At 72.7% G+C, this 24,799-nt stretch carries 23 protein-coding genes and 1 pseudogene; 17 read left to right on the top strand and 7 right to left on the bottom strand.

The genetic code is table 11. From position 1 onward, the window contains the following. The first annotated feature begins 139 nt into the window (after positions 1-139). Both H9Y04_RS15655 and H9Y04_RS15650 read left to right on the top strand, forming a co-directional pair. Positions 140-2,272: an MMPL family transporter gene (locus H9Y04_RS15655; RefSeq protein WP_187814497.1), complete on the top strand. Its 2,133-nt coding sequence runs from the start codon at positions 140-142 to the stop codon at positions 2,270-2,272. Between the two features lie 67 nt (positions 2,273-2,339). Then, the gene (locus H9Y04_RS15650; protein WP_187814496.1) at positions 2,340-3,578 is read left to right on the top strand and encodes an MFS transporter; all 1,239 of its coding nucleotides are present in this window, start codon (positions 2,340-2,342) and stop codon (positions 3,576-3,578) included. Here H9Y04_RS15650 and H9Y04_RS15645 read toward each other — a convergent pair. Next, positions 3,546-4,145: a TetR/AcrR family transcriptional regulator gene (locus tag H9Y04_RS15645; RefSeq protein WP_236070898.1), complete on the bottom strand. Its 600-nt coding sequence runs from the start codon at positions 4,143-4,145 to the stop codon at positions 3,546-3,548. The genes H9Y04_RS15650 and H9Y04_RS15645 overlap by 33 nt on opposite strands. Before the next feature lie 140 nt (positions 4,146-4,285). Between H9Y04_RS15645 and wrbA the strand changes: the two genes are divergently transcribed. Together wrbA and H9Y04_RS15635 are read left to right on the top strand one after the other, a co-directional pair. Beyond that, the gene (wrbA, locus tag H9Y04_RS15640; RefSeq protein WP_187814495.1) at positions 4,286-4,939 is read left to right on the top strand and encodes an NAD(P)H:quinone oxidoreductase; all 654 of its coding nucleotides are present in this window, start codon (positions 4,286-4,288) and stop codon (positions 4,937-4,939) included. 49 nt (positions 4,940-4,988) lie between these two features. Next, on the top strand, positions 4,989-5,567 hold the full coding sequence (locus H9Y04_RS15635; protein WP_187814494.1) for a YdeI/OmpD-associated family protein: 579 nt from the start codon (positions 4,989-4,991) through the stop codon (positions 5,565-5,567). A 68-nt stretch (positions 5,568-5,635) separates the two neighbouring features. On the opposite strand, the gene H9Y04_RS15630 is transcribed toward H9Y04_RS15635, so the two are convergent. Next, entirely contained in the window at positions 5,636-6,100 is a 465-nt protein-coding gene (locus tag H9Y04_RS15630) for a pyridoxamine 5'-phosphate oxidase family protein (protein WP_187814493.1), read from the bottom strand. A 96-nt stretch (positions 6,101-6,196) separates the two neighbouring features. On the opposite strand from H9Y04_RS15630, the gene H9Y04_RS15625 reads away from it, so the two are divergent. The 3 genes from H9Y04_RS15625 (at position 6,197) to H9Y04_RS15615 (ending at position 8,893) form a co-directional block, all read left to right on the top strand. Next, positions 6,197-6,679, top strand: coding sequence for a MarR family winged helix-turn-helix transcriptional regulator (locus tag H9Y04_RS15625; protein WP_187814492.1), 483 nt, complete (start codon positions 6,197-6,199; stop codon positions 6,677-6,679). 81 nt (positions 6,680-6,760) lie between these two features. Continuing rightward, positions 6,761-8,029, top strand: a complete 1,269-nt coding sequence (locus tag H9Y04_RS15620) for a multidrug effflux MFS transporter (RefSeq protein ID WP_187814491.1) — start codon at positions 6,761-6,763, stop codon at positions 8,027-8,029. A gap of 36 nt (positions 8,030-8,065) precedes the next feature. Next, positions 8,066-8,893 (top strand): alpha/beta fold hydrolase, encoded by an 828-nt coding sequence (locus H9Y04_RS15615; RefSeq protein ID WP_187814490.1) that lies wholly within the window; start codon positions 8,066-8,068, stop codon positions 8,891-8,893. 6 nt (positions 8,894-8,899) lie between these two features. Here the strand turns inward: H9Y04_RS15615 and H9Y04_RS15610 are convergent, their stop codons facing one another. After that, on the bottom strand, positions 8,900-9,487 hold the full coding sequence (locus H9Y04_RS15610) for a hypothetical protein (protein ID WP_187814489.1): 588 nt from the start codon (positions 9,485-9,487) through the stop codon (positions 8,900-8,902). Positions 9,488-9,533: 46 nt separating this feature from the next. Then, positions 9,534-9,890 carry a DoxX family protein gene (locus H9Y04_RS15605; RefSeq protein WP_187814488.1) on the bottom strand — a complete coding sequence of 119 codons (357 nt, stop codon included), beginning with the start codon at positions 9,888-9,890 and terminating at the stop codon, positions 9,534-9,536. A 99-nt stretch (positions 9,891-9,989) separates the two neighbouring features. Here H9Y04_RS15605 and H9Y04_RS15600 point away from each other — a divergent pair, with 99 nt between their 5' ends. Beyond that, the gene (locus H9Y04_RS15600) at positions 9,990-10,892 is read left to right on the top strand and encodes a LysR family transcriptional regulator (protein WP_187814487.1); all 903 of its coding nucleotides are present in this window, start codon (positions 9,990-9,992) and stop codon (positions 10,890-10,892) included. 7 nt (positions 10,893-10,899) lie between these two features. Here the strand turns inward: H9Y04_RS15600 and H9Y04_RS15595 are convergent, their stop codons facing one another. Further along, complete coding sequence (locus tag H9Y04_RS15595) at positions 10,900-11,499, bottom strand: CGNR zinc finger domain-containing protein (RefSeq protein ID WP_187814486.1); 600 nt, start codon at positions 11,497-11,499, stop codon at positions 10,900-10,902. Positions 11,500-11,616: 117 nt separating this feature from the next. Here H9Y04_RS15595 and H9Y04_RS15590 point away from each other — a divergent pair, with 117 nt between their 5' ends. From H9Y04_RS15590 to H9Y04_RS15560, 7 genes are all read left to right on the top strand, one after another. Beyond that, entirely contained in the window at positions 11,617-12,528 is a 912-nt protein-coding gene (locus tag H9Y04_RS15590) for an alpha/beta fold hydrolase (RefSeq protein WP_187814485.1), read from the top strand. Positions 12,529-12,595: 67 nt separating this feature from the next. Next, the gene (locus H9Y04_RS15585) at positions 12,596-13,132 is read left to right on the top strand and encodes a cysteine hydrolase family protein (RefSeq protein WP_187814484.1); all 537 of its coding nucleotides are present in this window, start codon (positions 12,596-12,598) and stop codon (positions 13,130-13,132) included. A 155-nt stretch (positions 13,133-13,287) separates the two neighbouring features. Beyond that, positions 13,288-13,443 (top strand): DUF6131 family protein, encoded by a 156-nt coding sequence (locus H9Y04_RS15580; protein ID WP_187814483.1) that lies wholly within the window; start codon positions 13,288-13,290, stop codon positions 13,441-13,443. Between the two features lie 36 nt (positions 13,444-13,479). Further along, positions 13,480-15,018 (top strand): FAD-dependent oxidoreductase, encoded by a 1,539-nt coding sequence (locus tag H9Y04_RS15575; protein WP_187814482.1) that lies wholly within the window; start codon positions 13,480-13,482, stop codon positions 15,016-15,018. A 116-nt stretch (positions 15,019-15,134) separates the two neighbouring features. Continuing rightward, a complete protein-coding gene (locus H9Y04_RS15570; RefSeq protein WP_187814481.1) occupies positions 15,135-15,968 on the top strand; it encodes a PepSY domain-containing protein in 834 nt (277 codons plus the stop codon). Between the two features lie 71 nt (positions 15,969-16,039). Then, a complete protein-coding gene (locus H9Y04_RS15565) occupies positions 16,040-16,744 on the top strand; it encodes a response regulator transcription factor (RefSeq protein ID WP_187814480.1) in 705 nt (234 codons plus the stop codon). Then, positions 16,741-18,153, top strand: coding sequence for a sensor histidine kinase (locus tag H9Y04_RS15560; RefSeq protein ID WP_187814479.1), 1,413 nt, complete (start codon positions 16,741-16,743; stop codon positions 18,151-18,153). Before H9Y04_RS15565 ends, H9Y04_RS15560 begins: the two co-directional genes overlap by 4 nt. Positions 18,154-18,158: 5 nt before the next feature. Here H9Y04_RS15560 and H9Y04_RS15555 read toward each other — a convergent pair whose 3' ends face one another. Next, on the bottom strand, positions 18,159-20,672 hold the full coding sequence (locus H9Y04_RS15555; RefSeq protein WP_187814478.1) for an FtsX-like permease family protein: 2,514 nt from the start codon (positions 20,670-20,672) through the stop codon (positions 18,159-18,161). Next, positions 20,666-21,406, bottom strand: coding sequence for an ABC transporter ATP-binding protein (locus tag H9Y04_RS15550; protein WP_187814477.1), 741 nt, complete (start codon positions 21,404-21,406; stop codon positions 20,666-20,668). The genes H9Y04_RS15555 and H9Y04_RS15550 overlap by 7 nt, the downstream gene beginning before the upstream one ends. Positions 21,407-21,674: 268 nt before the next feature. Here H9Y04_RS15550 and H9Y04_RS15545 point away from each other — a divergent pair, with 268 nt between their 5' ends. Then, the gene (locus H9Y04_RS15545) at positions 21,675-24,560 is read left to right on the top strand and encodes a helix-turn-helix transcriptional regulator (RefSeq protein WP_187814476.1); all 2,886 of its coding nucleotides are present in this window, start codon (positions 21,675-21,677) and stop codon (positions 24,558-24,560) included. Positions 24,561-24,698: 138 nt separating this feature from the next. Further along, positions 24,699-24,799, top strand: a pseudogene (locus H9Y04_RS46730) (pyridoxamine 5'-phosphate oxidase family protein); the annotation flags it as partial.

Raw genomic sequence — 24,799 nt, 5'->3', positions numbered from 1 at the left:
CCTCGCGCGGCGGACAGCTCCCTCGCTCGGGTGAGGCGCCAACACCGCTCCGACCGGCGATGTGACCGACTCCCGTGCGGAGCAGCCTGAGTGACGTCAACCCCCGCCGAGGGCGCGGGGAACGGCACTGGGAGGGACCGTGCTTTCCGCACTCGCCAGGGTGGCCACCCGTCGCCCGCTGACCGTCATCCTGATCTGGCTGCTGCTGCTCGTGGCGGGCTTCGGCCTCGGCACCCGCGTGTTCGGGGACCTCGAAGGCGCCGTCGAGGTCGTCGAGGGCAGCGAAGCGCAGCGCACCGAGGACCTGCTCGACCGGCTCTCCACCGAAGGCGCCTCCATCGAGGCGATCGTGGAGGCCCGCGATCCCGGCGCGCTGCGGCCGGCGATCGAACAAGCCGCCGCGGACGTACGGAAGATGGCGGGCGTCGCCGCCGTCCCCGACCCGTACGGCATGCCGTCCCAGGACGGGAAGGCGCTGCTCATCCCGGTGGAGTTCACGCACGGCCTGGAGGACGACGACGAGGAGGAGCTCGCCGAGGAGGTGGCCGGCCGGCTGCACGCCATCGAGGACACGACCGACGCGACGGTGCACGTCAGCGGCGGACCGCTGCTCGGTGTGCAGCTCGGCGGGCAGGCGCAGGAGGACGTGGCGAGCGCCGAGATCATCTCGCTGCCCGTGGTCCTGATCGTGCTGCTGCTGATCTTCGGCGGACTGCGCGCGGCCGCACTGCCGCTGGTCGTCACCGTCTGCGGGGTCGCCGGCGCCTTCCTCGCGCTGTACGGCTTCTCGCTGGTCACCGACGTATCGGTGTACGCGGTGCAGGTCACCACGATGCTCGGGCTCGGACTCGCCGTGGACTACGCCCTGTTGATGGTGGTGCGGTTCAGGGAGGAGCGGGCGGTGTCAGTGGGGGCCGATAGCCTGGAAAGGGGCTCGGCCCCCGGGCGGGAGGGGTCCCTCGCCGACGCCGTGGAGCGTACGGTCGCGAAGGCCGGCCGGACCGTCATGTTCTCCGGTCTCACCGTGGCCGTCTGTCTGACGGGCCTGATGGTCTTCCCGAACCTGTTCCTGCGCAGCATGGGCCTCGCCGCGGCCGCCGTGGTCGTGGTGGACATGCTGGCCGCGGTCACGCTGCTGCCCGCGCTGCTCACCAAGTTCGGCGGGAAGATCGCGCCGGCCTCGCCCCGCAAGCGGCTCTTCGGGCGGACCTCCGAGCGCGAGCCCGGCCATGTCTTCGCCCGCCTCGCCCGCTTCTCGGCCCGCCGCCCGGTCGCGGTGACGGCTACGGTGGTCGCCGGTCTCGTCCTCGTGGCGCTGCCCGCCACGCAGATGACCATGAATCTGGGTGACGCGCGGCAGCTCAAACAAGGTACGGAGGCAAGGGAGTTGTACGACTCCGTGCGCGCCCATTACCCGGAGGGCACCGGCGTCGACCCCGTCAGCGTGGTGATCATGCCGAACGCCGGGCCCGAGTGCGAGCGCAGGATCCGCGCGCTGCCCGGGATCGCGCACGCCGAGTCGACGAGGACCTCCAACGGCACGGTCCTGCTCGACCTCACCCCCAAGGGCACGGTCGACGGAGCGCAGGCCACCGGCCTGGTCGAGCGGATCCGCGATCTGCGGGGCGCCGAACCGGTCCATGTCACCGGCAACGCCGCCCACATGGTCGACTTCCGCGCCATGCTCGCCGAGCGTGCGCCCTGGGCGGTCCTGATCGTCCTGGCCGGCATCTTCGCCCTGCTCTTCGCCTTCACGGGCTCGCTCCTGATCCCGCTCCGCACGATCCTGACCACGCTGCTCAGCCTGGGCGCCGCACTCGGCGTCGTGACCTGGGTGTTCCAGGACGGCCACCTCGCCGGATGGCTGGGCGCCGAAGGGCTCGGCGCGCTGAGCCTGACCGCGCCGCCGCTGATCATCGCGATCGCCTTCGGACTGGCCATGGACTACGAGCTGTTCATCCTCGCCAGGATGCGCGAGGAGTGGCTGCGCAGCGGCGACCACCGGGCCGCCGTGGTGACGGGCCTGCGGCAGTCGGGGCGCGTGGTCACCTGCGCCGCGGTGCTGCTCGCGATCGTCTTCGGGGCCTTCATGACCGGCAGCTTCTCGCCCATCCTGCAGATCGGCCTCGGCCTGACCCTCGCGGTCCTGATCGACGCGACGGTCGTCCGGATGCTGCTGGTCCCGGCCACGATGACGCTGCTCGGGGGCCGCGCCTGGTGGGCTCCGCGAAGGATGCGCAGGGTGTACGACCGTATCGGCCTGAAGGAGTAAGTGGCCCACGGGCAGGGCCAGGGATTGTCCTACGGTGGGGAGCCATTGGCTCCCTACCGTGGTGTCCATGACGAACCTGCTCCCGCCCCGCGGCCCCCAACGCACCCTCGCGCTGGCCCAGTTGAGCAACTCCACCGGCGACGGCGCGTACTACGTCACCTCCGCGCTCTACTTCACCCATGTCGTCGGCCTCTCCCCGGCCCGTATCGGCCTCGGCCTCACCGTCGCCTGGGCGATCGGCTCGCTCGTCGGCGCCCCGCTCGGCTCCTTCGCCGACCGCAGGGGCCCGCGCGGCACGGCGGTGCTTCTCGCGCTCGCGACCGCCGTTTCGGTCGCGTCCTTCCTGGTCGTACGGGACTTCGCCGCGTTCCTCGTCGCGGCCTGCGTCTACGCCACCGCACAGTCCGGGCTCGCCGCCGCCCGGCAGGCTCTGCTCGCGGGTCTGGTCGCGCACGCCGACCGTACGAACGCGCTCGCGCATCTGCAGTCGACGAGCAACGCGGGACTGACCGTCGGGGCCGGACTTGGCGGCGTGGCCCTCTCGCTCGGCACCAGCAGCGCGTATCTCACCGTGTTCGCGCTCGACGCGGCCAGCTTCCTGCTCTGCGCGCTCGTGCTGCTCAGGCTGCCCGCCGTCCCCGGCTCGCCGCCCGTCCAGGGCGCCCGGCTCGAAGTGCTCCGCGACCGCCCGTACGTCGTGATCACTCTGCTCAACGCGGTACTCCTGCTGCGCCTCCCGCTGCTCAGCATCGCCCTGCCGCTGTGGATCACCGAGCGGACCGCCGCCCCCGAGTGGCTGGTCTCGGCGCTGTTCATCCTCAACTGCGGTGCCGTGATGCTCTTCCAGGTCCGGATGGCCGCCGGCATCAAGGGACTCGCGACCGCCACGCACGCCCTGCGCCGCTCGGGCCTGCTGATGGTCCCGACCTGCGCGGTCTTCGCGCTCTCGGCCTGGGGTTCGCCGTGGGTCGCGGCCGCGGTCCTGGTCGTCGGCGCCGTGCTCCTGGTGATCGCCGAGATGTGGCAGTCGGCGGGCGCCTGGCAGCTGAGCTTCGATCTCGCACCGGCCGGCCGCACCGGCGAGTACCAGGGCTTCTTCGGTACGGGAGTGACCATCGCCCGCACCACGGGCCCGCTGCTCCTGACCCTGCTCCTGCTCGACCTGGGCACGCTGGGCTGGCTGCTCACCGGCGTGCTGCTGATGCTCGCCTCGTACGCGCTCGGCCCGGCCTCGCGGTGGGCGGCGCGGCGGATGGCCGCACAGGGGGCTGAACTACACCAGGGCTCCGAGCAGTTGGTCCAGTGACGCCTCGAGGCGCTCCACGGAGACGTCGAGCTCCCTGCGCAGATGGACGAGCAGGCTCGGCTGGAACGCGCCGAGCAGCAGATGCGCCAGGACGGGGGCGTCCAGCTCGGGCCGTGCCTCGCGGATCAGCATCTGTACGTGGGTGTGGACGACCCGGTACGGGTCGCTCTTGTAGCGGGCCGTCGCCGAGGCCTTCTCGGCGGCGAGCAGCAGCTCCTCCGCGTCGAGGGTGTGCCGGGCGTAGGTCTGCACGAAGGCCCGCAGCCGTTCGGCGGCCGGGGCGCCGGGGCCGAGCGGGGGAGGTCCGCTGAGGAACGCGGCCTGCAGGCGCCGCTCGCTGTGGTCGAGCAGGGCGAGCAGCAGGGCCGAGATATCGCCGAAGCGCCGGTAGACCGTGCCGACCCCGATGCCGCTGGCGTGCGCGACGCCGTTCATCGTGAGCGCCTTCGCGCCCTCTTCGTCGACGATGCGCAGCGCCGCGTCCAGGATCCGCTGCCGGTTACGGGCGGCGTCGGCGCGCTCAGGGGGCGCCTGGCCGGCCATGGGAAGGAGCGGGGGCTGGTTCATGCCCAGCACATTACGGGAATCCCGCCGAAGCGGAAAGTTATCCGGATCCCTCTTGCCAAGCGGATTCTCATCCGCTTGACTGTGGTCATCGCTCGAAGCGGATACGAATCCGCTTCTGATCTTCTTCGGAGGGGTTCGCCATGACCAGCACCGACATCACCGAGACCACCGTCACCGCCGGCGCCGACGAGACCGCCGCACCGAAGATCGCGGTCGTCTACTACTCCGCGACCGGCAATGTGCACGAGCTCGCCAAGGCCCTCGCCGAGGGCGCCGAGAAGGCCGGCGCCGAGGTCCGGCTGCGCAGGGTCGCCGAGCTCGCCCCTGATGCCGCGATCGACTCCAACCCGGCCTGGCGCGCTCATGTCGACGCCATCGCGGACGAGGTGCCGGTCGCCACGCTCGACGACCTGTCCTGGGCCGACGCGTACGCGTTCGGATCGCCGACCCGGTACGGCAACATCGCGAGCCAGCTCAAGCAGTTCATCGACTCGACCGGTGGGCTGTGGCAGCAGGGCGTGTTCCACGACAAGCCCTTCACCGGCTTCACCTCCGCGCACAATGCGCACGGCGGCAACGAGTCCACGCTGCTCGCGCTCTACAACACGGCCCACCACTGGGGCTCGCTGATCGTCACGCCCGGCTTCACCGACGGCGCGGTGTACGCGGCCGGCGGCAACCCTTACGGCACGGTGCACGTGGGCAGCAGCGGCGAGATCTCGGACGCGACCCTCGAGGCGGCGCGCTACCAGGGCGAGCGGCTGGCGAGGCTCGCGCACAAGCTCGCGAAGTAGGTCAGCAAGTAGGTCAGTATCTGGCCTAGTTGGGTTCTACTCTCCAGTCATGGAGACCTACGACGGAGCCGAGCTCCTCACCCCCGCCGCCGCATCGGTCCTGGAAGCCTGGCTCGACGAGCATCACGAGGCCCGGACCGTCCTGTGGGTGAAGATGGCCAAGAAGCACACGGGGATCCCCTCCATCACCTGGGAGGAGCTGGTCGAGCAGGTCCTCTGCTTCGGCTGGATCGACGGTCAGCGCCGCGGCTTCGACGACACGTACTTCGTCCAGAAGGTGACCCCGCGCCGCGCCCGCTCCCTCTGGTCCGAGGTGAACGTGGGCAAGGCGCAGGCCCTGATCGACGCCGGCCGGATGCGCCCGCGAGGCCTCGCGGAGGTCGAGGCCGCGCGGACGGACGGCCGCTGGGACGCGGCGTACGCCTCACCGAAGAACGCCGCCGCACCGCCGGATCTCGTCGCCGCACTCGACGCGAACCCGGCGGCGCGGGCGTTCTACGAGACGCTCGGCAAGTCCGACCAGTACGCCGTCTACTTCCGCCTGGTGACCGCGCGCACCGAGAAGACGCGGCTCGCGCGCCTGGAGCGGTTCGTGACGTCGATGGCGGAAGGCCGGAAGATCAACTGACCTTCGGGGGCGGCCGGTTCGGACGGTCATCAGGGCGGCCGGTTCGGACGGTCAACGGGGCCGCCGGTTCAGACCAGCCACTTGCCGTCCCGCATCAGGTCGCGGCCCTTGAGCTCGTTGGACTCCCGCCAGGCCTGGATACGCCGGGGCGTGAGCCGGAACCAGCGGTAGTCCGCGGAGTTCGTCTGCTGCCGGGGGTCCCAGCCGCTCGACTCCGCGAACCACGCGTGGGTCTCCTCGCTCAACTCCTCCGCCGTGTGCGCCCGTACGGGACCGTCGATCATCACCACGTCCCGGGTCGGGCCGAGCCCGATCCTGGCCTGGCCCGAGGCGCCGAGGTTGCGGCCGGTCGGGCTGACCACTGTCGTGGCGAACAACAGATCCGTGCCGTCCCAGGCGAAGGAGAGCGGCACCAGGAACGGGGCCGCCGTCTCCGGGTCCGCGCTGGCGACCCACAGATCCACATCGTGCTCGAGGCGGTGCAGGGTGTCCCGCTTCCGCTCCTCGGCGCTTCTGGCAGGCGGATTGGCCATGAGGTGCCCCCCTTTGTTCGACGTGCGCATGACGCTAGTCGGCACGCAGCCACCCCGTAAACCATGATCGTGAACCGGTGCTGGGACGATGGGGCCATGGCCGAACAGCACGCGGGCGAGCCGCAGCCGCAACGGGACCTGGTCGATGACGAAGCCGTCGTGCTCTGGGGCCGGATGCTGCGCGTCACGAACCTCATCCGCGGCAAGGTGCGCGCCGACATCGACGGGGCGGCCGGGCTGTCCGGTGAGTACTTCGAGGTGCTGCTCCGGCTCGCGCGGCATCCCGGGGCCTCGGCGCGGATGACGGTGCTCGCGGAGCAGATGTCGTTCAGCTCGGGCGGGTTCACGCGCCTGGTCGACCGGATGGAGAAGGACGGCCTGGTCGCGCGCACCCCGGACCCCGACGACCGCCGCGCCGTCCGCGCGACGATGACGGAGCGGGGCGGCGAGCTCCTCGACCGCTCGCTCGCGGTGCACGCGCCGCGGCTGCACAGCTACTTCCTCGAGCCGCTCTCGGCGCAGGAGCGCAAGGTCCTGGCGAAGGCCCTCGACCGCCTGGACGCGCTGCACTCGGGCTGAAATTCCTGCTCGGCGTGATCTGGGTCCCATGGGCCGGACTCGGCCTTCCCATCCATTTATCTGCGTAGGAAGATATTGCCTATGCAGCTATCCACCGCGCGGCGCGACCGCACGACCACCGTGGAGTCCGCGCCGGTCCGTCCGCAGGGCCGGCTGCGGCTGATCCTCGTCCTCGGCGGACTCTCGGCCTTCGGGCCGCTCTCGCTCGACATGTATCTGCCCGCGCTGCCGGAGCTCGCCGGCGAGTTCCGGGTGCCGGACGCCACCGTTCAGCTCACCCTCACCAGCTGCCTGGTCGGCCTCGCCGCCGGCCAGCTGATCGCGGGGCCGCTGAGCGATACGTACGGCCGCAGGAAGCCGCTGCTCATCGGGCTCGCCGGGTATGCGCTCGCCTCCGTGCTCTGTGCGTTCGCGCCGAGTGCCGAGGTGCTGACCGGGCTGCGACTGGTGCAGGGGCTCGCGGGCGCGGCGGGCCTGGTGATCGCCCGCGCGATCGTGGGCGATCTGTACGAGGGCAGGGCGGCGGCGCGCTTCTTCGCGCTGCTCATGCTGGTCAACGGGCTTGCGCCGATCCTCGCGCCGCTGCTCGGCGGCCAGTTGCTCGCCGTCACCGACTGGCGGGGCATCTTCGCCGTGCTCGCCGTGATCGGGGCGGGGCTGCTCGCGGCGGGCGCCTGGGGGCTGCGCGAGACCCTCCCGGTGGAGCGCCGTCAGACGGGCGGCCTCGGCCGGACCCTGCGGACGGCGCGGGGGCTGCTCGGCAGCGGCGCGTTCCTGGCGTACGCGCTGGGCGGCGGGTTCGCGATGGCCGCGCTGTTCGCGTACATCTCGGGCTCGACCTTCGTGCTGCAACAGGTGTACGGGATGAGTCCGCAGGCCTTCAGCCTGGCCTTCGCCGCGAACGCGGTCGCCCTCGTCGCCGTCAGCCAGCTCGGCGCCCGCCTGCTGGACCGCTGTTCGCCGGTCGCCCTCATGCGGGCCGGGCTGCTGTTCCAACTCCTGGGCGCGGTCCTGCTGTTGGTGTCCGTGGCCGCCGGTCTCGGTCTTGCGGGCGTGCTGCCCTCGCTGCTCCTGGTCGTGGCCAGCATCGGTCTCACGCTGCCGAACAGCACGGCCCTCGCGATGTCCGTACGTCCGGAGGCCGGCGGCACGGCCTCCGCGGTGCTCGGCGTGCTGCAGTACGGGATGGGCGGGGTGGCGGCGCCGCTGGTCGGGCTCGGCGGGACGGGATCGCCGTGGGCGATGACGGTGACGATCGCGGGGTTCGCGGCGCTCGCGGTGGCCGTGGGGGCCGGGGAAAAGGTGTTGACCCGGTCGGCTAACAGCGTTAGCCTCTCGTCAACGGGTTGATCGGCCGTAGTCTCGGCCGTCGTCGAGGGGGACCACATGAACGGGACGCAGGCGCAGTCGGACACCCAGTACCTGGACGTGCCGGAAGGCCGCATCGCGTACAGCGTCACGGGTCCCGAGGACGGACATCTGGTCGTCATGGCCCCGGGCATGGGCGACGTGCGCGCGGTCTACCGCTTCGTCGTCCCGCAGCTGGTCGCGGCCGGCTACCGGGTGGCCACGATGGATGTGCGCGGGCACGGCGAGTCCAGCGTCGGCTGGTCCTCGCACTCCACGTCGGCCATCGGCTCGGACTACGTGGCCCTGATCCGCCACCTCGGCGGTCCCGCGACCGTGGTGGGCCAGTCCCTCACGCCGGACTCGGCGGTCACGGCGGCGGCTCAACTCCCCTCGGAGATCACGGGAGTCGTGGCCATCGCGCCTTGGGCGGCGGAGCCGCAGCCGGGTGCGCTGATGGCCTGGCTCAGCGGCCGCGTCATCCGCTCGCCGTTCCTGTGGGGCCTGTTCTACTCCTCGCTCTACAAGGCGGGTAAGCCCGCGGACTTCAAGGCGCATCTGGCCACCATGAAGTCCCGGCTGCGCGAGCCGGGCCGTATCGACGCCTTCGTCGCGGTCAACGCCCCCGGCTCCAAGGCGGAGTCGGCCGCCGACCGGCCCAAGGTCCAGCAGCCGGCCCTGATCCTGATGGGCGCGAAGGACCCCGACTTCAAGGATCCGCGCGCGGAGGCGGAGACCTTCGCGTCGACGCTCGGCGGCCCCACGGAGATCGTCCTCCTGGACGGCGCGGGCCACTACCCGCAGGCGGAGGTCCCGGACGCGGTGGCCTCGCAGCTGCTGGCGTTCCTGGAGAAGACTGCGGGCTGAGCCGCGCTATCCGGTCTGCGCCTCTCCCAGTACCTCGCTGCCGATGTGCGCGGCCAGCTTCTGCACCCGCGGGAGCTGGCCCGCACCTCGGACATGGACGAAGACCGTGTGGTGCGCGGCCCATCCGTCCCACTGGGCGTTGTCGCCGTGGAACACCACGTGGACCGCGTCGTAGTCGGGCCTGCCGTACAGGCCCAGTTCGGGCTCATCGGGCCAGACGCCCCGCCAGGCGATGACAGCCGTGCCCTCGCCGAGTGCCTCGGCGAAACGGTCCAGGACTCCGTCGGTATCCGGGAATGCCTCGTTGACCTCCAGGGGGAGATGCGCGGCCAGGGAGACATCGTCCGCCGCTGCCACGTCGATCTCGAAGGTGAGGTAGTCGCCCGTGGGTCCCGTGCGGACGTGCTCGTAGTCCAGGTACGCGCCCGGCAGGATCTCGTGCATCCGCCGAAGATCGGCGACGGTCCGCAGTTCCGCGTACAGCCAGACCTTCTCCTCCCGCTCGGCGAGCAGCGCGCGCAGACGCCTGGCCTGCGCATACGCGAAGGCCGCGTCGGTGGTCCGAAGAACGGGATACGCCCGGGAGTTGCCCATGGGCCGAACGCTCACACGGACCGCCCGCCCCACGCCACCGAATTGCTCACCACGCCCCGCGGTGCGCCAGGCCCAGCGCCAGGGACGCGCTGGCCAGGGCCAGCATGGTCAGGGCGCCGGCCAGGTCGTGGTCGCCGACGCGCAGGTGGGCGGCGATCGCGCCGAGGAAGTAAAGGATGAGGCCGGCCGCCGCGGCTGTGCCGAGCACCGGCACGGCGAAGCCCGCGAGGAGTCCGAGTGCGCCCGCGCCCATCAGCGCGCCGAGCCGCGCCATCCACGAGCGCGGCACGCCCAGCCGGTCGGCGATCTGCCCGACCGACTCGTGCCCGATGAAGTCGGCGTAGGCGCCGGCGGTGTTGAGGGCTGCGGTGAGCGAGGTGACGGCGACGTATGCGGCGAACATGGGGCGGCTCCGTGAGACAGGGGACGGGGTTGCTCCCGCCTTCGACTCTGGTTCCGGGCCCTGCCCTCGATCCAATACCTGTCCTCATAACCTGGCGGCATGGACGTGGACACCAGGCTGCTCCGCTACTTCGCGGCCGTCGCCGAGGAGGGGCATCTCACCCGGGCCGCCGAGCGGCTGTACGTCTCGCAGCCGGCGCTGACCAAGCAGATCAGGCAGCTGGAGAAGCAGCTCGGGGTCCAGCTCTTCGTCAGGACGCCGGGCGGGATGCGGCTGACCGAGGCGGGTCGGGCGTTGGCCGACAGGGTGCCGGCCGTTCTGGACGGCCTTGCCGAGGCGTTGCGGCGGACCCGGCAGGCGGCCCGGCGTGCCGAACAGGTGGTGCGGGCCGGGTTCCTGGCCGGTGCCGCGGGTGAGGCCACGCAGGCGATCATCGCCGCGTTCGGGCGGCGCAGGCCCGGCTGGCGGGTCGAGATGCGGCACGCGTCCTGGTCCGCGCCGACGGCGGATCTGGTGGCGGGCGACGTCGACGTGGCGCTGCTGCCGCTCCCGCTGCCGGGACAGGAGGAGCTGCGCGTGGAGGTCCTGCTCACCGAACCGCGCTGGGTGGTGATGGCGGAAGCTCACCCCCTGGCCGTACGCGAGGAGTTGGCCTTCCGGGAGCTGTGGGACGAACCGTTCGTGGCGGCCCCCGCCGAAGCGGGCGCCTGGCGCGACTACTGGCTGGCCACCGAGGGGCGCGAGGGCCGCGAACCCCGGATCGGCGCGGTCGCCGACAACCCGGACGACTGGCTCAGCGCCGTCGCCAACGGCTACGGGATCGCGCTCGCCCCCGCATCCGCCGCCCGCTACTACGCCCGCCCAGGCGTCGCCTACCGCCCCCTGACCGGTGTCGCGCCCAACTCGGTCGCCGTGGTGTGGAAGCCCGCCGCGGACGCGGATCCGGTCGTACGGGACTTCGTGGGCTGCTGTCTGGAGTACCGGCAGCAGCCGTCGAGTTGAGCGGCCGTCATCCTGAGAGCCGGCCGTCCTGGGCCGCCGGCTTGTGGCGCTGGTAGTAGCGGGCCACGCGGGTGCGGTTGCCGCAGCGGGTGGGGGAGCACCAGCGGCGCCGGGGGTGGGCGGGCAGGAAGAGCAGGACGCAGTCCTCGGCCTCGCACCGCTTGATCTTCGCCGCGCCCGGCCCCGAGAGCACCTCGACGGCATCCTCCGCGAAGACGGCGGCGAGTGCGGCGGCCGGGGTGCCGATACGGCGGGCGATGGCACGCAACTGGCCGTCGTGAAAGGCCAGTTCGTTGATACGGGGCGCCGCGGCCTGGGCTTCGGAGAGGCCGCGCAGGGCCTCGGCGGGCGGCCTGGTGCCGTGCAGGAGCGCCCCCAGGACCGCGTCCACGTCCGCGCGTACGGCATGAAGTGCCGTGACGTCGGCGGCCGTCGGGACGCGCTCGTGCACCTCGGCGGGCAGGCGGTCGGCCTGCGCGGCAAGCCAGTCCGCCAGCTGCGGCGGGGTCCCGATCAGGTCGGCACGGTCGCCGTCGGGCGTGGCCGGCCGGGTGTTGACCAGGTCGAGGGCGAGAGGTTCGCCGGTCAGTGGTGCGCGCTCGTCCATGGCTCCGATGGTACTGGATCTAATGCAAAGAAGAGCGGTTGACGCATTAGGAGATCTGGCGTTAGATCTGAGGCATCGCTCGACCTAATGCATCTTTCCGCTACGGAGGCATGTGACATGACGACGACGGCCACGCTCAAGGACCACGGCGCCCGGCAGCTCGCCCTGCCGGCCCGCACCGCCCACCGCCGCGTGCTCGTCGACGGCGTGGACGTCTTCTACCGCGAGTCCCTGCCGGACCGCCCCGACGCCCCCGTGCTCCTGCTCCTGCACGGCTTCCCGTCCGCCTCGCACCAGTTCCGCCGCCTCATCGACACCCTGGGCCGGCACTACCGCCTGATCGCCCCGGACTACCCCGGCTTCGGCCACACCCGCGCCCCCGAGGACTTCCCGTACTCCTTCGACCGCCTCGCCGAGACCGTCGACGGCTTCACCGACGCCCTCGGTCTGACCCGCTACGCCCTCTACCTCTTCGACTTCGGCGCCCCCGTCGGCTTCCGTCACGCGCTGCGGCACCCGGAGCGGATCACCGGCCTGATCGTGCAGAACGGCAACGCGTACGAGGAGGGCCTCTCGCCCGCCGCACGCGAGTTCACCGCGCTGACCCCCGAGACCCCGGGCGCCGAGCAGGCCATCCGCGGCCTGTTCACGCTCGACGCCACCCGTGGCCAGTACGAGGGCGGCACGCTCGACCCCGAGCTGGTCGCCCCCGAGGGCTGGCTGCTCGACCAGCACTTCCTCGACGAGCCGGGCCGCAAGGAGGCCCAACTCGCCCTCGCGTACGACTACAAGAGCAACCTCGCCGCGTACCCGGCCTGGCAGGCCTGGCTGCGCGAGCAGCGGCCGCCGGCGCTGATCACCTGGGGCGCGAACGACCCCTTCTTCCCCGAGCCCGGCGCCCGCGCCTACCTGCGCGACGTACCGGAAGCCGAGCTCCACCTCTTCGAGACCGGCCACTTCGCCCTCGAGGACCGGCTGGCCGACATCGCCCCCCTGATCGCGGACTTCCTGGACGGGCTGCCCGCCTGAAGCGCGCGGGACGGACGGGCCGGCCGTCCGAAGCGCGCCGGACGACCCCGCGAGGCACGCTGGAAGCATGGGGAAGACCGCACTCGTCGTCATCGACATGATCAACACGTATGACCATGAGGACGCCGACCTCCTGCTGCCGTCCGCGCGGGAGGCGCTCCCGGCCGTGATCCGCCTGCTCGACGCGGCCCGCGCCGCGGGCGTCCCGGTGATCTACGCGAACGACAACTTCGGCCAGTGGCGTTCGCACCACGGAGAGATCCTGCGGACCGCGCTGGCGGGACCGCACGCCGATCTGGTCGACCCGATCCGTCCGGACGAGGACTCGCTGTTCGTCGTGAAGGCACGGCACTCGGTGTTCTTCGAGACACCGCTGAGCTATCTCCTGAGCCAACTGGGCGTCCGCCACCTGGTGTTGTGCGGCCAGGTGACCGAACAGTGCGTCCTGTACTCGGCCCTGGACGCGCACATCCGCCATCTGGACGTGACCGTCGCCCTGGACGCCGTCGCCCACATCCAGGCCGACCTGGCCCAGGCCGCGCTGCGGATGATGGAGCGGAACATGGGGGCCGATGTGCGGCCGGTGGACGAGATCCGGTTCTGAGCCTCAGGGGCCGGGTTGTGGACTGCCGCGTTCAGTCCGGCGTTCCGGGGGAACACGGCCAGAGCCCGGTGGCCGGGCGGATGACGTCCCACCGGCCCGTGGGAATGCGTCTATTCAGGCGCATAATGGGTCTCATAGGGAGATAGGAGGACGCAATGCTTGCGCTCGGTCTCATCCTGCTCATTCTCGGCTTCGTCCTGGGCATCAACATTCTCTGGACGATCGGCATCATCCTGACCGTCATCGGCGCGGTCCTGTGGATCATGGGGTCCGTGGGCCACGCGGTGGGCGGCCGACGTCACTACTACTGACGCCACTGCCGACGACTGCACCTCATGGTGAGCGACATGCCTGCACACCACCCGGCCGTCGACGACTCGTACTGGATGGCGACCGCCCCCGGTACCGCGTATCCGTCCCTTGAAGAGGACACGAGAGCGGATGTCGCGGTCGTCGGCGGCGGGATCGCCGGGCTGTGCACGGCCTGGGAGCTGGCGCGCTCCGGCCACGATGTCGTCCTGCTCGAAGCGGACCGCATCGCGGCCGGGGTGAGCGGCTACACCACGGCCAAGATGACCGCGGCCCACGGGATCCTCTACGCCGAACTCGAACAGAAGCACGGCGCCGAAGCCGCCCGCCTGTACGCGCTCTCGCAGCAGGAGGCGGTCGAACGGACCGCGGAGCTCTGCGGCCGGCTGCCCGTCGACGCCGAACTCGAACGGGCAGCCGCCTTCACCTACGTACAGGACAAGGACCGCGTCGACGAGATCGAGCAGGAGGCGGCAGCGGCGCGGCGGGCCGGGCTCGACGCGTCGTTCGTGACCGGGGCGGAGACGGAACTGCCTTTCGCCGTCGCCGGTGCGGTGCGCGTGGACGGCCAACTCCAGTTCCATCCGCGCAAGTTCCTGCTCGCCCTCGCGGAGGACTTCACACGCGGCGGAGGCCGCATCTTCGAGCGCACCCGGGTCACCGGGCTGCACGACGGAGCCTCCTGCCGCCTGACCACCGAAACCGGCCGTACGGTGCACGCGCGGGACACGGTCATCGCGACGCACTACCCGGTGTTCGACCGCACCCTGCTCTTCACCCGTCTCGTGCCCCGGCGCGAACTGGTCGTCGCGGCGCCTGTGCCGGCCCGGACCGCGCCCACGGGCATGTACCTCACGCCGGAGCACGGCACCCGGTCGGTGCGCAGCGCGCCCTACGGGGACGGGCAGCGGCTGCTCATCGTCACGGGCGAATCCTTCGAACCCGGCGCGGGCGGTGTACGCGACCGGTATGCGCGCCTGGAGGCATGGGCCCACGAGCACTTCCCGGGAGCGCGGACCGCGTACCGCTGGGCGGCCCAGGACAACGACTCGGACGACCGGCTGCCGTACGTCGGTCACGCACACCCCGGCACGCAGCATGTGTACGTGGCCACCGGATTCGGCGGCTGGGGCATGAGCAACGGCGTGATGGCCGGGCGGCTGCTCACCGCCCACATCGCGGGCGGGCCACGCCCCGCCTGGACCGAACTGTACGATCCGCGCCGCCTGCCGCGGCTGCGCGACGTCGGCCGTCTCGCCGCCCAACAGGCCACCGTGGCTGGGCACTTCGTCGGCGACCGGCTGCACACGAGCCATGTCGACTCGGCGGACGACATCCCGCCCGGCAGCGGAGCGGTCGTCCGTCTGAACGGCAGGCGGTGCGCGGTGTACCGCGACGAGGAGGGCCGCACCACGGCGCTCTCCGCACGCTGTACGCACCTCGGCTGCCTGGTGCAGTTCAACGACGCGGAGCAGGCCTGGGAATGCCCCTGCCACGGCTCCCGCTTCGGCACGGACGGCTCGGTCCTGCACGGTCCCGCGACCAAGCCGCTGGAGCGGCGGGAGAAGGAGGACTGAGGGTCTGTTCCTGAAGGCGTCTTCAGGCTTCTTCAGGGAGGGTTCAGGCGCGTACGCGATCGTCATCGGTACCGGCCCAGGAACGCCGGGGCCGTACGACGATCGAGGAGCCCGCCATGAGCCGCCACACGAGGACCGCCGCCACCCGCCGCCTGCTCGCGGTGAGCGCTCTTGCCGGTGCGCTCGCGCTGTCCGCCACGGCCTGCTCGTCCGGTACGGACGGTGGCGTCGACAAGCCCCGTACGAGCGCGTCCGCGGGTGGTGACGCGGAGGGGAATGCCGCACAGCCCGCCGGGGACGGCGAGGCGAAGGCGGCCGACGCGCCCACCGAGCAGGGCGGGCCCAGGACCCCGCGCACCACCGCCGTCGCGACCGCCGAGAGGGCGGTGCCCGGCGGCAAGGTCACCGACGTGGAGCTGGAGGACGGCGTCTGGGAGATCGACGTGATGACCTCCGGGTCCGGCGGCCCGCGCGTGCACAACATCGACGTGGACGCCACGACCGGCGCCCTGCTCGGCAGTCGCGCCGACCGGATGCCCGACAAGGCCCGCTCGTACCTGAAGATCCCGCTGGCCAAGCTGGCCGCCGCCACCGTGCACCGCGACGACGCCGCGAACACCGCGCTGAAGGAGGCCGGTGCGGGCTTCGTCTCCGAGCTGTCGATCCAGGGCACCGAGAGCCGTCCGCTGTGGCAGATCGAGGTGACGGACGGCACGGTCCGCCACGAGATCGACGTGGACACGAAGACCGGCGAGGTCGTCGGGCACGACAAGGACACCGATGGTGAGGACGAGCGCTCGGGCCGCGGCGAGGGCGGCGGCGACGGCGACCGCTCGGACGGCGACTCCGGCTCCTCCTCCTCGTCCTCCTCGTCCTCGTACGAGGAGATCAAGGAGCGCTCCGACGACTTCGGCAAGGAGCACTACGACTGGTCGCAGCACGTCCGCTGAGGCGCCTCCAGGGATGGACGTATCGTGCCAATCGGTAGTATCCGGACAATGACCTGCATACGGACGGCCCGATGAGCCGCGTACTGATCGTCGAGGACGAGGTGTCCCTCACCTCGGTCCTGCGGCGCGGCTTCGAGGCCGAAGGGCTGCGCGTCGACGTCGCCCACGACGGCAACGAGGGGCTGCGGCTCGCCCTGGAGCAGGAGTACGACGCGATCGTGCTCGACGTGATGCTGCCGGGCCTCGACGGACACCGGGTCTGCTCGACGATCCGGGCGGCCGGGCTGTGGACGCCGATCCTGATGCTGACCGCGAAGGACAGCGAGTACGACGAGGCGCAGGGGCTCGACACCGGCGCGGACGACTACCTCACGAAACCGTTCTCGTATCTCGTCCTGCAGGCCCGGCTGCGCGCCCTGCTGCGGCGCGGCAGCAGGGGCAGGCCGCAGGTCGTCGAGGCGGGCGACCTCGTCCTCGAACCCGACCGCAAGCGCTGCACGCGCCAGGGTGTCGAACTGCCGCTCACGGCCAAGGAGTTCGATCTGCTCGCCGTGCTGGCCCGGGATCCGGGCGTCACGGTCTCCAAGCGCACGCTCCTTGAGGAGGTCTGGGACCTGCCCGCCGACAGCGATCCCAATGTCGTCGAGGTGCACATCAGCGCGCTGCGCCGCAAGGTCGACCAGCCGTTCGCGGACCGCTCGGCCAAACTGCTCCACACCTCGCGGGGGATGGGCTACCGGCTCGTGCCCGCGACGGCCTCGGCGGCCGGAGCGTGAGACTGCCCCGCTTCCCGCGTGCGTCCGTACGCGTCAAGGCGACGATCGGCGCGGTCGCCGTCGTGGCCCTGGCTCTGGGCATCGCCTGCGCGGCGCTGCTGACCGTCACCCGGCACGGCCTGACCGACTCGGCCGAGCGGACCGCGAAGGCGCGGGCCGAGGCCGTCGCGGCGGCCGCGGCGAAGGGGAAGCTGGTGGAGCGCCTCGCGGTGCCCGACGGCGAGGACAGCCTCCTCCAGGTCGTCACGGACGACGGCCGGATCCTCGCGGCCAGCGAGAACCTGACCGGCCGCGGCCCGGTCGCCGGCTTCGTGCCGTCGTCGGACAGCGGGGCCGCCGCGCGCACGGTCCGCGTCACGTCCGCTGCGGCCGACGGGGGCGCCGCGGCATCCCCGTACCGTCTCGTCGCCGTGCGCGGCACCGAGTCCGGCCGGCCCGTCACGGTGTACGCGGGCACCTCGCTGCGGACCGCCGAGTACACCGCGCGCCTCATCCGCGACGCGATGGTGCCCGGCATCCCGCTCCTGCTCGCCCTGGTCGCCGCCGTGACCTGGCGCAATACGGCGCGGGCGCTGCGGCCGGTCGAGGCGATACGGGCCGAGGTCGCCGAGATCACCGAACGCGACCTGGGCCGCCGGGTGCCCGTACCGGCCTCCCGCGACGAGGTGGCCCGCCTGTCGACCACGATGAACGACACCCTCGACCGGCTCGAGGAGTCCATGGACCGTCAGCGCCGCTTCGTGGCCGACGCCTCGCACGAGCTGCGCAATCCGATCGCCGCCCTGCGCGCCCATGTCGAGGTCGCCATCGCGCACCCCCAACTCCTTCACGGGGACGAGCTGTTGAGCGATGTCGTACGGGTGCAGCAGCTGGCCGACGACCTGCTCCTGCTCGCCCGCCTCGACGCGGGAGACCGCCCCGACCACACGCTCGTCGCACTCGGCGGGCTCGCGAAGGCCACGGTGGAGCGTCGCGCGGGCGACCGTGTCCCCGTCACGCTGGACGTGTCGGGGGACGCCCCGGTCCTCGGCAGCCGCACCCGACTGACCCGGGTCCTGGACAACTTGCTGGACAACGCCCAGCGCCACGCGCGCTCCCGCATCACGGTCACGGTGACCGCCGGAGTCCTTGAGGTCACCGACGACGGCTCGGGCATACCGGCCGCCGAACGCGAGCACGTCTTCACCCGCTTCACCCGCCTCGACGAGTCCCGCAGCCGGGACGCGGGCGGCACGGGCCTCGGCCTCGCGATCGCCCGGGACATCGCGTCGGCACACGGCGGGACGCTCAGGGCGGAGGAGCCCCGGGAGGGCTCGTACGGGGGCCCCGAGGGCGAAGGCCCCTCGGGTGGCGCCCGTATCGTCCTGCGGCTGCCGACGGCGTCCGTCTCAACCGCCTTGCAGGCTTAGCGAGTTCACACCCGCGCCCCCAGTCCCGCCCGGTCCGTGAGCAGGGCCGACCCGACCGCAGCCGACACCGCGAGGAGCACGCAGCCGCCCGTCACCGCGGCGATCGTCCCCCACGGAAGGCTGATGCCGATCGGGCCGGTGAGCTGGGCCAGGGAGATCCACAGCCCCGCCAGGCCGAGCGCCGCCGTGCCGGCGGCGAGGACCGTGCCGATCCCGACGACAAGAAGGGCCTCCGCCGCGACGAAGCGCAGCACCTGAGACCTGCGCGCGCCGAGCAGACGCAGTGCCCGCCGTTCGGGCACCCGGTCGGCCGTGGCCATGAGCACCGTGCTGACCAGGGCGATCGCCGTGTACGCGAGGATGATGGCGAGCACCGCGAGGAGCCCGATGCGGCTGGCGGACCGGCCGCGGGCTCCGTCGTCACGGGTCCACTCGGCCTTGGTGACGGCATGCGCGTTGTGCCCGGCCGTGGCCTTGCGCAGGAGCGCCTCGGCTGCGGTGGGCGCCGTTCCCTCGCGCAGCTTGACGTACGCGACCGAGGGCAGTGCGGAGAAGGCGTGCGCCCGCGTCGTATAGGCGTCCGCGGCGGTGCCTTCGCCTAGCAGCCCGACCACCGTGAGCGAGACCTTGCTGCCGTCGGCCCGCCAGAGGGGCACCTTGTCGCCGAGCCGCTTGCCCCAGAAGGGCGAGACCACGACGCCGTGATCGTCCAGCTCCTCGAACGAGCCGGACGCCAGCGGGACTTCGAGTGCGGCGGGCAGCTCCTTCGGATCGACCGCCTCGACGGGACGCCGGATGAGGACGGTGTCGCCCTCGAGCGTGTACAGACTGGTCGGCGCGGAAGTGGCGACGTCCACGCCCGGCAACTTCCGCAGCTCCGATACGAGTTGACGGTCGAGCCCCGATCCGCCGTCGGGGAGCACGAGGTACTCCGCCCGTACGGGCTCGGTCCGCAGTGCCGTCTTCGCGGCGTCACCGGTCGCGGCGCCGCCGAGGAGCGCGGCGGTCAGCCCGATCGTGACCAGGACCGGAGCGGCCACCAGGGCGGTCTGCCGGGACGAGGCGAGCGCCGCGCCGGACACCACGGTGCCGGTCGCTCCGCGCAGCCGTTCCAGGGGCGCGGCCAGGAGCCGGGTCACCGGGGCGACGGCGACGGGGGAGAGCAGTCCGGCGGCGGCGACCAGGAGCATGACGACCGGCATCGCCGTCTTGTTGTTGGCGGCCGAGGAAGGGTCGCCGACCGCGGTCACCGCCATGCAGACCAAGGCGGTGCCGAGCGTGCCCAGGCCGAGCACCCAGCGGGCAGGTGTCATCGCCCGTGACTCGACGGCGGCTTCGCGCAGCGCCTGGGACGCGGTCACGCGCCCGGCCCGCCGGGCCGCGGCCGCCGCCCCCAGGAGCGCGACGAGCACCCCGGTGGGGAACGCGACGACGGAAGGCACGGCCGAGCCGCTCGCCACCGTCCACGCGGGCGCCGCCCCGAGGCCGATCAGCCAGTCCAGGACGGGCCGGGTGGCCGACGGGCCGGCCAGCGCACCGAGCGCGGAGGCGGCCACCGCGATCAGCCAGGCCTCGGCGTGCACCATGCGGCGCACCTGGCGCCGGGTCGCGCCGACCGTGCGCAGGAGGGCGAACTCGCGGCGGCGCTGCGAGACGGCGAACGCGAAGGTGGAGGAGACCACGAAGACCGCGACGAAGGCGGCGAACCCGCCCGCGATCCCGACGACGGTGTTGGCGTTGTTCCGGGCGCGGGCGTCCTCGGCCCGGGCGGGGTCGGGCAGGGCGCGGTCGGCTCCGGTGAGGACCTGTGCGCTGTTGGGGTCGGCCTGCGCGCTGTTGTGGTCGGCCTGTGCGCCGCTGTCGTCGGCCTGTGCGCCGCTGTCGTCCACGGCCTCACGGACGGCGGCGGCCGGTTCCCACAAGGCGAGTGCGTCGATACGGGGGGACAGCGCCGCCGCAGCCGTATCGGCGAAGAACACCGTGCCCTCGGGCCCCGCGGCGGTGACGCCCACGACGGTGTACGCCTTCGCGGCGCCGGCCGTGACGACGGTGACCTCGTCGCCGAGCGGTGTGCCCGCGCCGGCCGTGAGGGCCGACGCGCTCACCGCGATCTCGCCGTCGCCTGCCGGTGCGCGACCGTCGGTGAGCCGCTGCGGCGCGGTGCGCGCGGCCGACCAGGGCCGGCCGACGGCCGGCGGCCCGCCGGCGAGCCGGGCCGGGAAGACCCGGTCCACGACCGCGCCGGGGAAGCGGGCGGCGAGTTCGGGGGACAGGCCGCGCGGCTCCGCCAGCGGCGCGGAGGTCGCGCCCTGCCGTCCCTGCACAGTGAGTTGACCGTCCGGCACGACGACGACCGGCGCGGCCGCGTACCGCTGCGGCCCCCGGTCGGGGGTCCCGACCGTGCTCGCGAGCACCTGCCCCATCGCCGCGATCAGGGCCGTACCGAGGAAGAGCGCGGCGAAGCTGCCGAGGAAGGAGACCCAGCGGGTCCGCAGCGTCGCGAGGGCGATGATCAGCACGACGCCTCCAGGAGCATCATCCGGGCGACGACGGAGTCCGCGTCGGGGTCGGTGAGTTCGCCGCGGACCCGGCCGTCGGCGAGGAAGAGCACCCGGTCCGCGCAGGCGGCGGCGGCCGGATCATGGGTGACCATCACGAGGGTCTGCGCATGCCGGTCGACCAGCGTCCGCAGCAGCCGCAGCACCTCGCGGCTGGTGTGGGCGTCCAGGGCGCCGGTCGGCTCGTCGGCGAAGAGCACGGCGGGTCGGGTGACCAACGCCCTTGCTACGGCGACCCGTTGCTGCTGGCCGCCGGAGAGCTCGGCGGGCCGGTGCGTCGCCCGGTCGGCGAGCCCGACGGCCTCCAATGCCTGCCGTACGGTGTGCCGGTCGGGCCGCCGGCCGGCCAGGCGCAGCGGCAGCGCGATGTTCTGCTCCGCCGTCAGCGAGGGCATCAGGTTGAACGCCTGGAAGACGAACCCGATCCGGCTGCGCCGCAGTTCGGTCAGCTTCCGCTCGTTCAGCCGCGCCAGGTCCTGACCGGCCACGACGACCCGCCCCGAGGTGGGCCGCTCCAGCCCGGCGGCGCACTGAAGCAGCGTCGACTTGCCCGAACCCGACGGGCCCATCACCGCGGTGAACGTGCCGTGCCCGAAGCGGGCCGTCAGGCCGTCGAGCGCGGTGACCTCGCCGGCTCCGCTTCGATAGCTCTTGGTCACCGACTCCAGGACGACCGACGTGTCGATCCCGGTCATGGTGGCTGCTGCCGTGCTCGCCGTGCTCGCCGTGCTCTTTACCGGGGTCACCGATGCACATCCGTCCTGGTCGTCCAGATCGAAGGGCCTTCGAGGGGCCTTCAGGGGGTCTTCGAGTGGGCCTTCGAGGGGCCTTCGAGTGGCCTTCGAGGAGGGCCGTCCGCCCTGTTCAGGACGCTATGAGAGCGAGGACGGGGCGGGTACCGGACAGGTGACTAGGATCGGCCGGACGACCGACCGGGGGGCAGGTGGCTGGGTGGCTGGGCACATGGCACTTCAGGGGCGCACGGCGGAACAGGCGTTCCTTGACGGGCTGTTGAGGGACACGGCCGCCGGCCGCAGCGGTGTCCTCGTGGTGCGGGGCGAACCGGGCATCGGCAAGACGGCGCTGCTCGCGTACGCGGAGGAACAGGCCCGCCGGACGCACGGGATCGCCGTCGTACGGACCGTCGGCGTCGAAACCGAGGCGGAGATCCCGTTCGCCTCGCTGCACCTGCTGCTGCGCCCCGCGCTCGACCGCATCGACACCCTGCCGGAGCCTCAATCGGCCGCCGTCAAGGCCGCGTTCGGCATGGGTCCGGGCAGCGGCGACGACCAGTTGACGGTCGGTCTTGCCGTCCTGTCCCTGCTCTCGGAACTGGCCGCCGAAGGACCCCTGCTCTGCCTCGTCGACGATGCGCACTGGCTCGACCACGCCTCGGCCCGCGCACTGCTGTTCGCCGCGCGCCGCCTCCAGGCCGAGGGCATCGCCCTCGTCTTCGGCGCCCGCGACGGCTTCGACCCGGGCGGGCTGCCCGAACTCCGGCTGACCGGCCTCGACCCGGCGAGCAGCGCCCGATTGCTGGCCGAGCGGTCACCGGATCTGGACGGACCGCTGCGCCACCGCATCCTGGCGGAGAGCGCGGGCAACCCCCTGGCCCTGGTGGAACTGCCCCGCACGACGGACGCGTACGGACCCGGGCTGCTGCCCCTGCCGTCCCCGCTGCCTCTGCCGCACCGTATCCAGGAGGCGTACAGCGCACGCATCGCGGCACTGCCCGCCGCGACCTGTACGGTCCTGCTCGTCGCGGCGGCCGAGGACGGCGGCGACCCCGACGTGATCCTGCGCGCCGCCGCCGAGCTTGGCGCGGGCCCCGGCGCCCTGGGCGAGGCCGAACGGGCCGGACTGCTCCAAGTCGCCGCCGGGCGCGTGTCGTTCATCCATCCGCTGATGCGCGGGGCCGCGTTCGGCGCCGGTTCGTACGAGGCGCGGCTCGCGGCCCACCGCGCGCTCGCCGAGGCGCTGCGCGACCAGCCGGACCGGCGGGCCTGGCACCTGGCCGGCGCGGCGACCGGCCCCGACGAGGAGACGGCGCTCGCCCTGGAACAGGCCGCGGGCCGCGCCCGCGAACGCCACGGATACGCGGGCGCCGCCTCCGCCCTGGAACGCTCCGCCGAACTGACCCGCGACCCCGCCGTACGCGCCCGCCGCCTCGCCGCGGCGGCCCAGGCCGCCGTGGGCGCGGGCCTCGCACCGCGCGCCAAGGCCCTGATCGACGCGGCCGACCGCGCCACGACCGACCCCCGAACGCGCGCCCGCCTCAAGGCCCTCCGCGCCCGCACGGCCTTCGACGAAGGAGCACCGGGAACGGCCCATGAACTGCTCCTGGACGCGGCGGGGGCCCTCGTACGGGATGACGCCGATGCGATACGGGATGACGCCGACGCGATTCGGGAGCCCGACGAGGCGCGTGGAGATGGGACGCGTAGGGGAGAGGCGGGCGGAGGAGGGGCGGGCGGAGGAGGGGCGCGAGGAGGAGAGGCGGCCGGAGGAGAGGCGCGAGGAGGAGAGGCGCGCGGGGAAGCGGGCCTCCTGCTCGTCGACGCCGCCCGCAACGCCTGGCAGCTCAGCGACCCGGTCCGGCTGCGGGAGGCCGCCGACCGCCTCGCCGCGCTGCGACTGCGTCCCGAGGACGGCCTCGACCCGGCCGTGGCCGCCGTGACCGGGGCTGCCGAGTACCTGGAGCGCGGCCCCGCGGACGCCCTGCCGACGATGCGCCGCCTGGTGGCCGACGGCCGCAGGCTCGCGTCCGGCGGCACACCGGCCCTGCGGATCAACGCCGCGTTCGTCGCGGGCCTGGTCGGCGACTTCGACGCGGGCCGGGAGATATCCGCCGCGGTCGCGGACGACTGCCGCGCCCGCGGCGACGTCGGCTGGCTGCCGCTGGCCCATCTCACGCTCGCCGCAAGCGAGTTGTACCTCGACCGCTTCCGCGACGCGGAGGCGACCGCGACCGAGGGCCTGCAACTCGCCGCCGACACCGGCCAGCCCAACCGGGCCGGCTATCTCCACGGGATGCTGGCGTGGATCCTCGCCGTACGGGGCGACGAGGAGCGCTCGGCCGAGCTGGCCGCCCGCTGCCACGACCACTTCGAGGCCACGGGCATCGTCAACAGCCTGGCGTGGGCGGAGTGGGCGCTGGCGCTCGGAGACCTCGGCCAAGGCCGTTTCGCCCAGTCCCTCGAACGACTGGACGCGACGCAGGAGGGCCCCGTACGCCACCAGATCCAGAGCGTCTACTTCGCCCCGGACCGCATCGAGGCGGCAGCCCGGCTCGGCCTGCCGGCCCGCGCGCCCCTGGAGCAGTTCGCGGACTGGGCCGGCGCCTGCGGCCTCGCCTGGGCCGACGCGGTGCTGCACCGGTGCCGCGCCCTCGCCGAACCCGACTGGGCCACCGCACACGACCTGTTCACCTCCGCCGTACGCCTGCACGCCGACAGCGGCCGCCCCTGGGAGGCGGCCCGCACGCGCCTGCTCTTCGGCGAACGCCTGCGCCGCGAACGCCACAAGACGGATGCCCGCCTCCACCTCCGCGCCGCCGCGGAGACCTTCGAACGCCTGGGCGCGGCCCCCTGGGCGGCCCGTGCCCGCGCGGAACTCCGCGCCGCGGGCGCGACGGGCCCCCTGCAAACACGCGCCGACGACACCCTCGCGAAACTCTCCCCGCAGGAACTCCAGATCGTCCGCCTCGCCGCCACGGGCATGACCAACCGCGAAATCGCCGCGCAACTCTTCCTGAGCCCGAAAACGATCAGCTACCACCTCTACCGCGCGTTCCCCAAACTCAACGTCACGAGCCGAGCCCAACTCGCGGGCCTGGACCTGACGGCTTGACGGCCTGACGGCCTGACGGCGGACCCGCACAGGGCCACGCGTGACCGACCGGAGACCGGAACAGGACGTCGGCGACATGGGCGGCGTGCTTCATCAATGACGACAGAGGGTGTCGGGTTTACGGCCGACGATGGGCGTATGCGCGAAACCCCGGAAGAACTCGACAAGCTCCAGTCCCTCCTCGACTCCTCCCTCTCCGCCTCGACCGCACACCTCCGCTCGATCGTCGAGGGCCGCAC

The sequence above is a fragment of the Streptomyces polyasparticus genome (assembly GCF_014493765.1).
Lineage (GTDB): Bacteria > Actinomycetota > Actinomycetes > Streptomycetales > Streptomycetaceae > Streptomyces > Streptomyces polyasparticus.
Note: the sequence above shows the minus strand (reverse complement) of the source record. Positions and strands in the feature narration are given on the sequence as shown.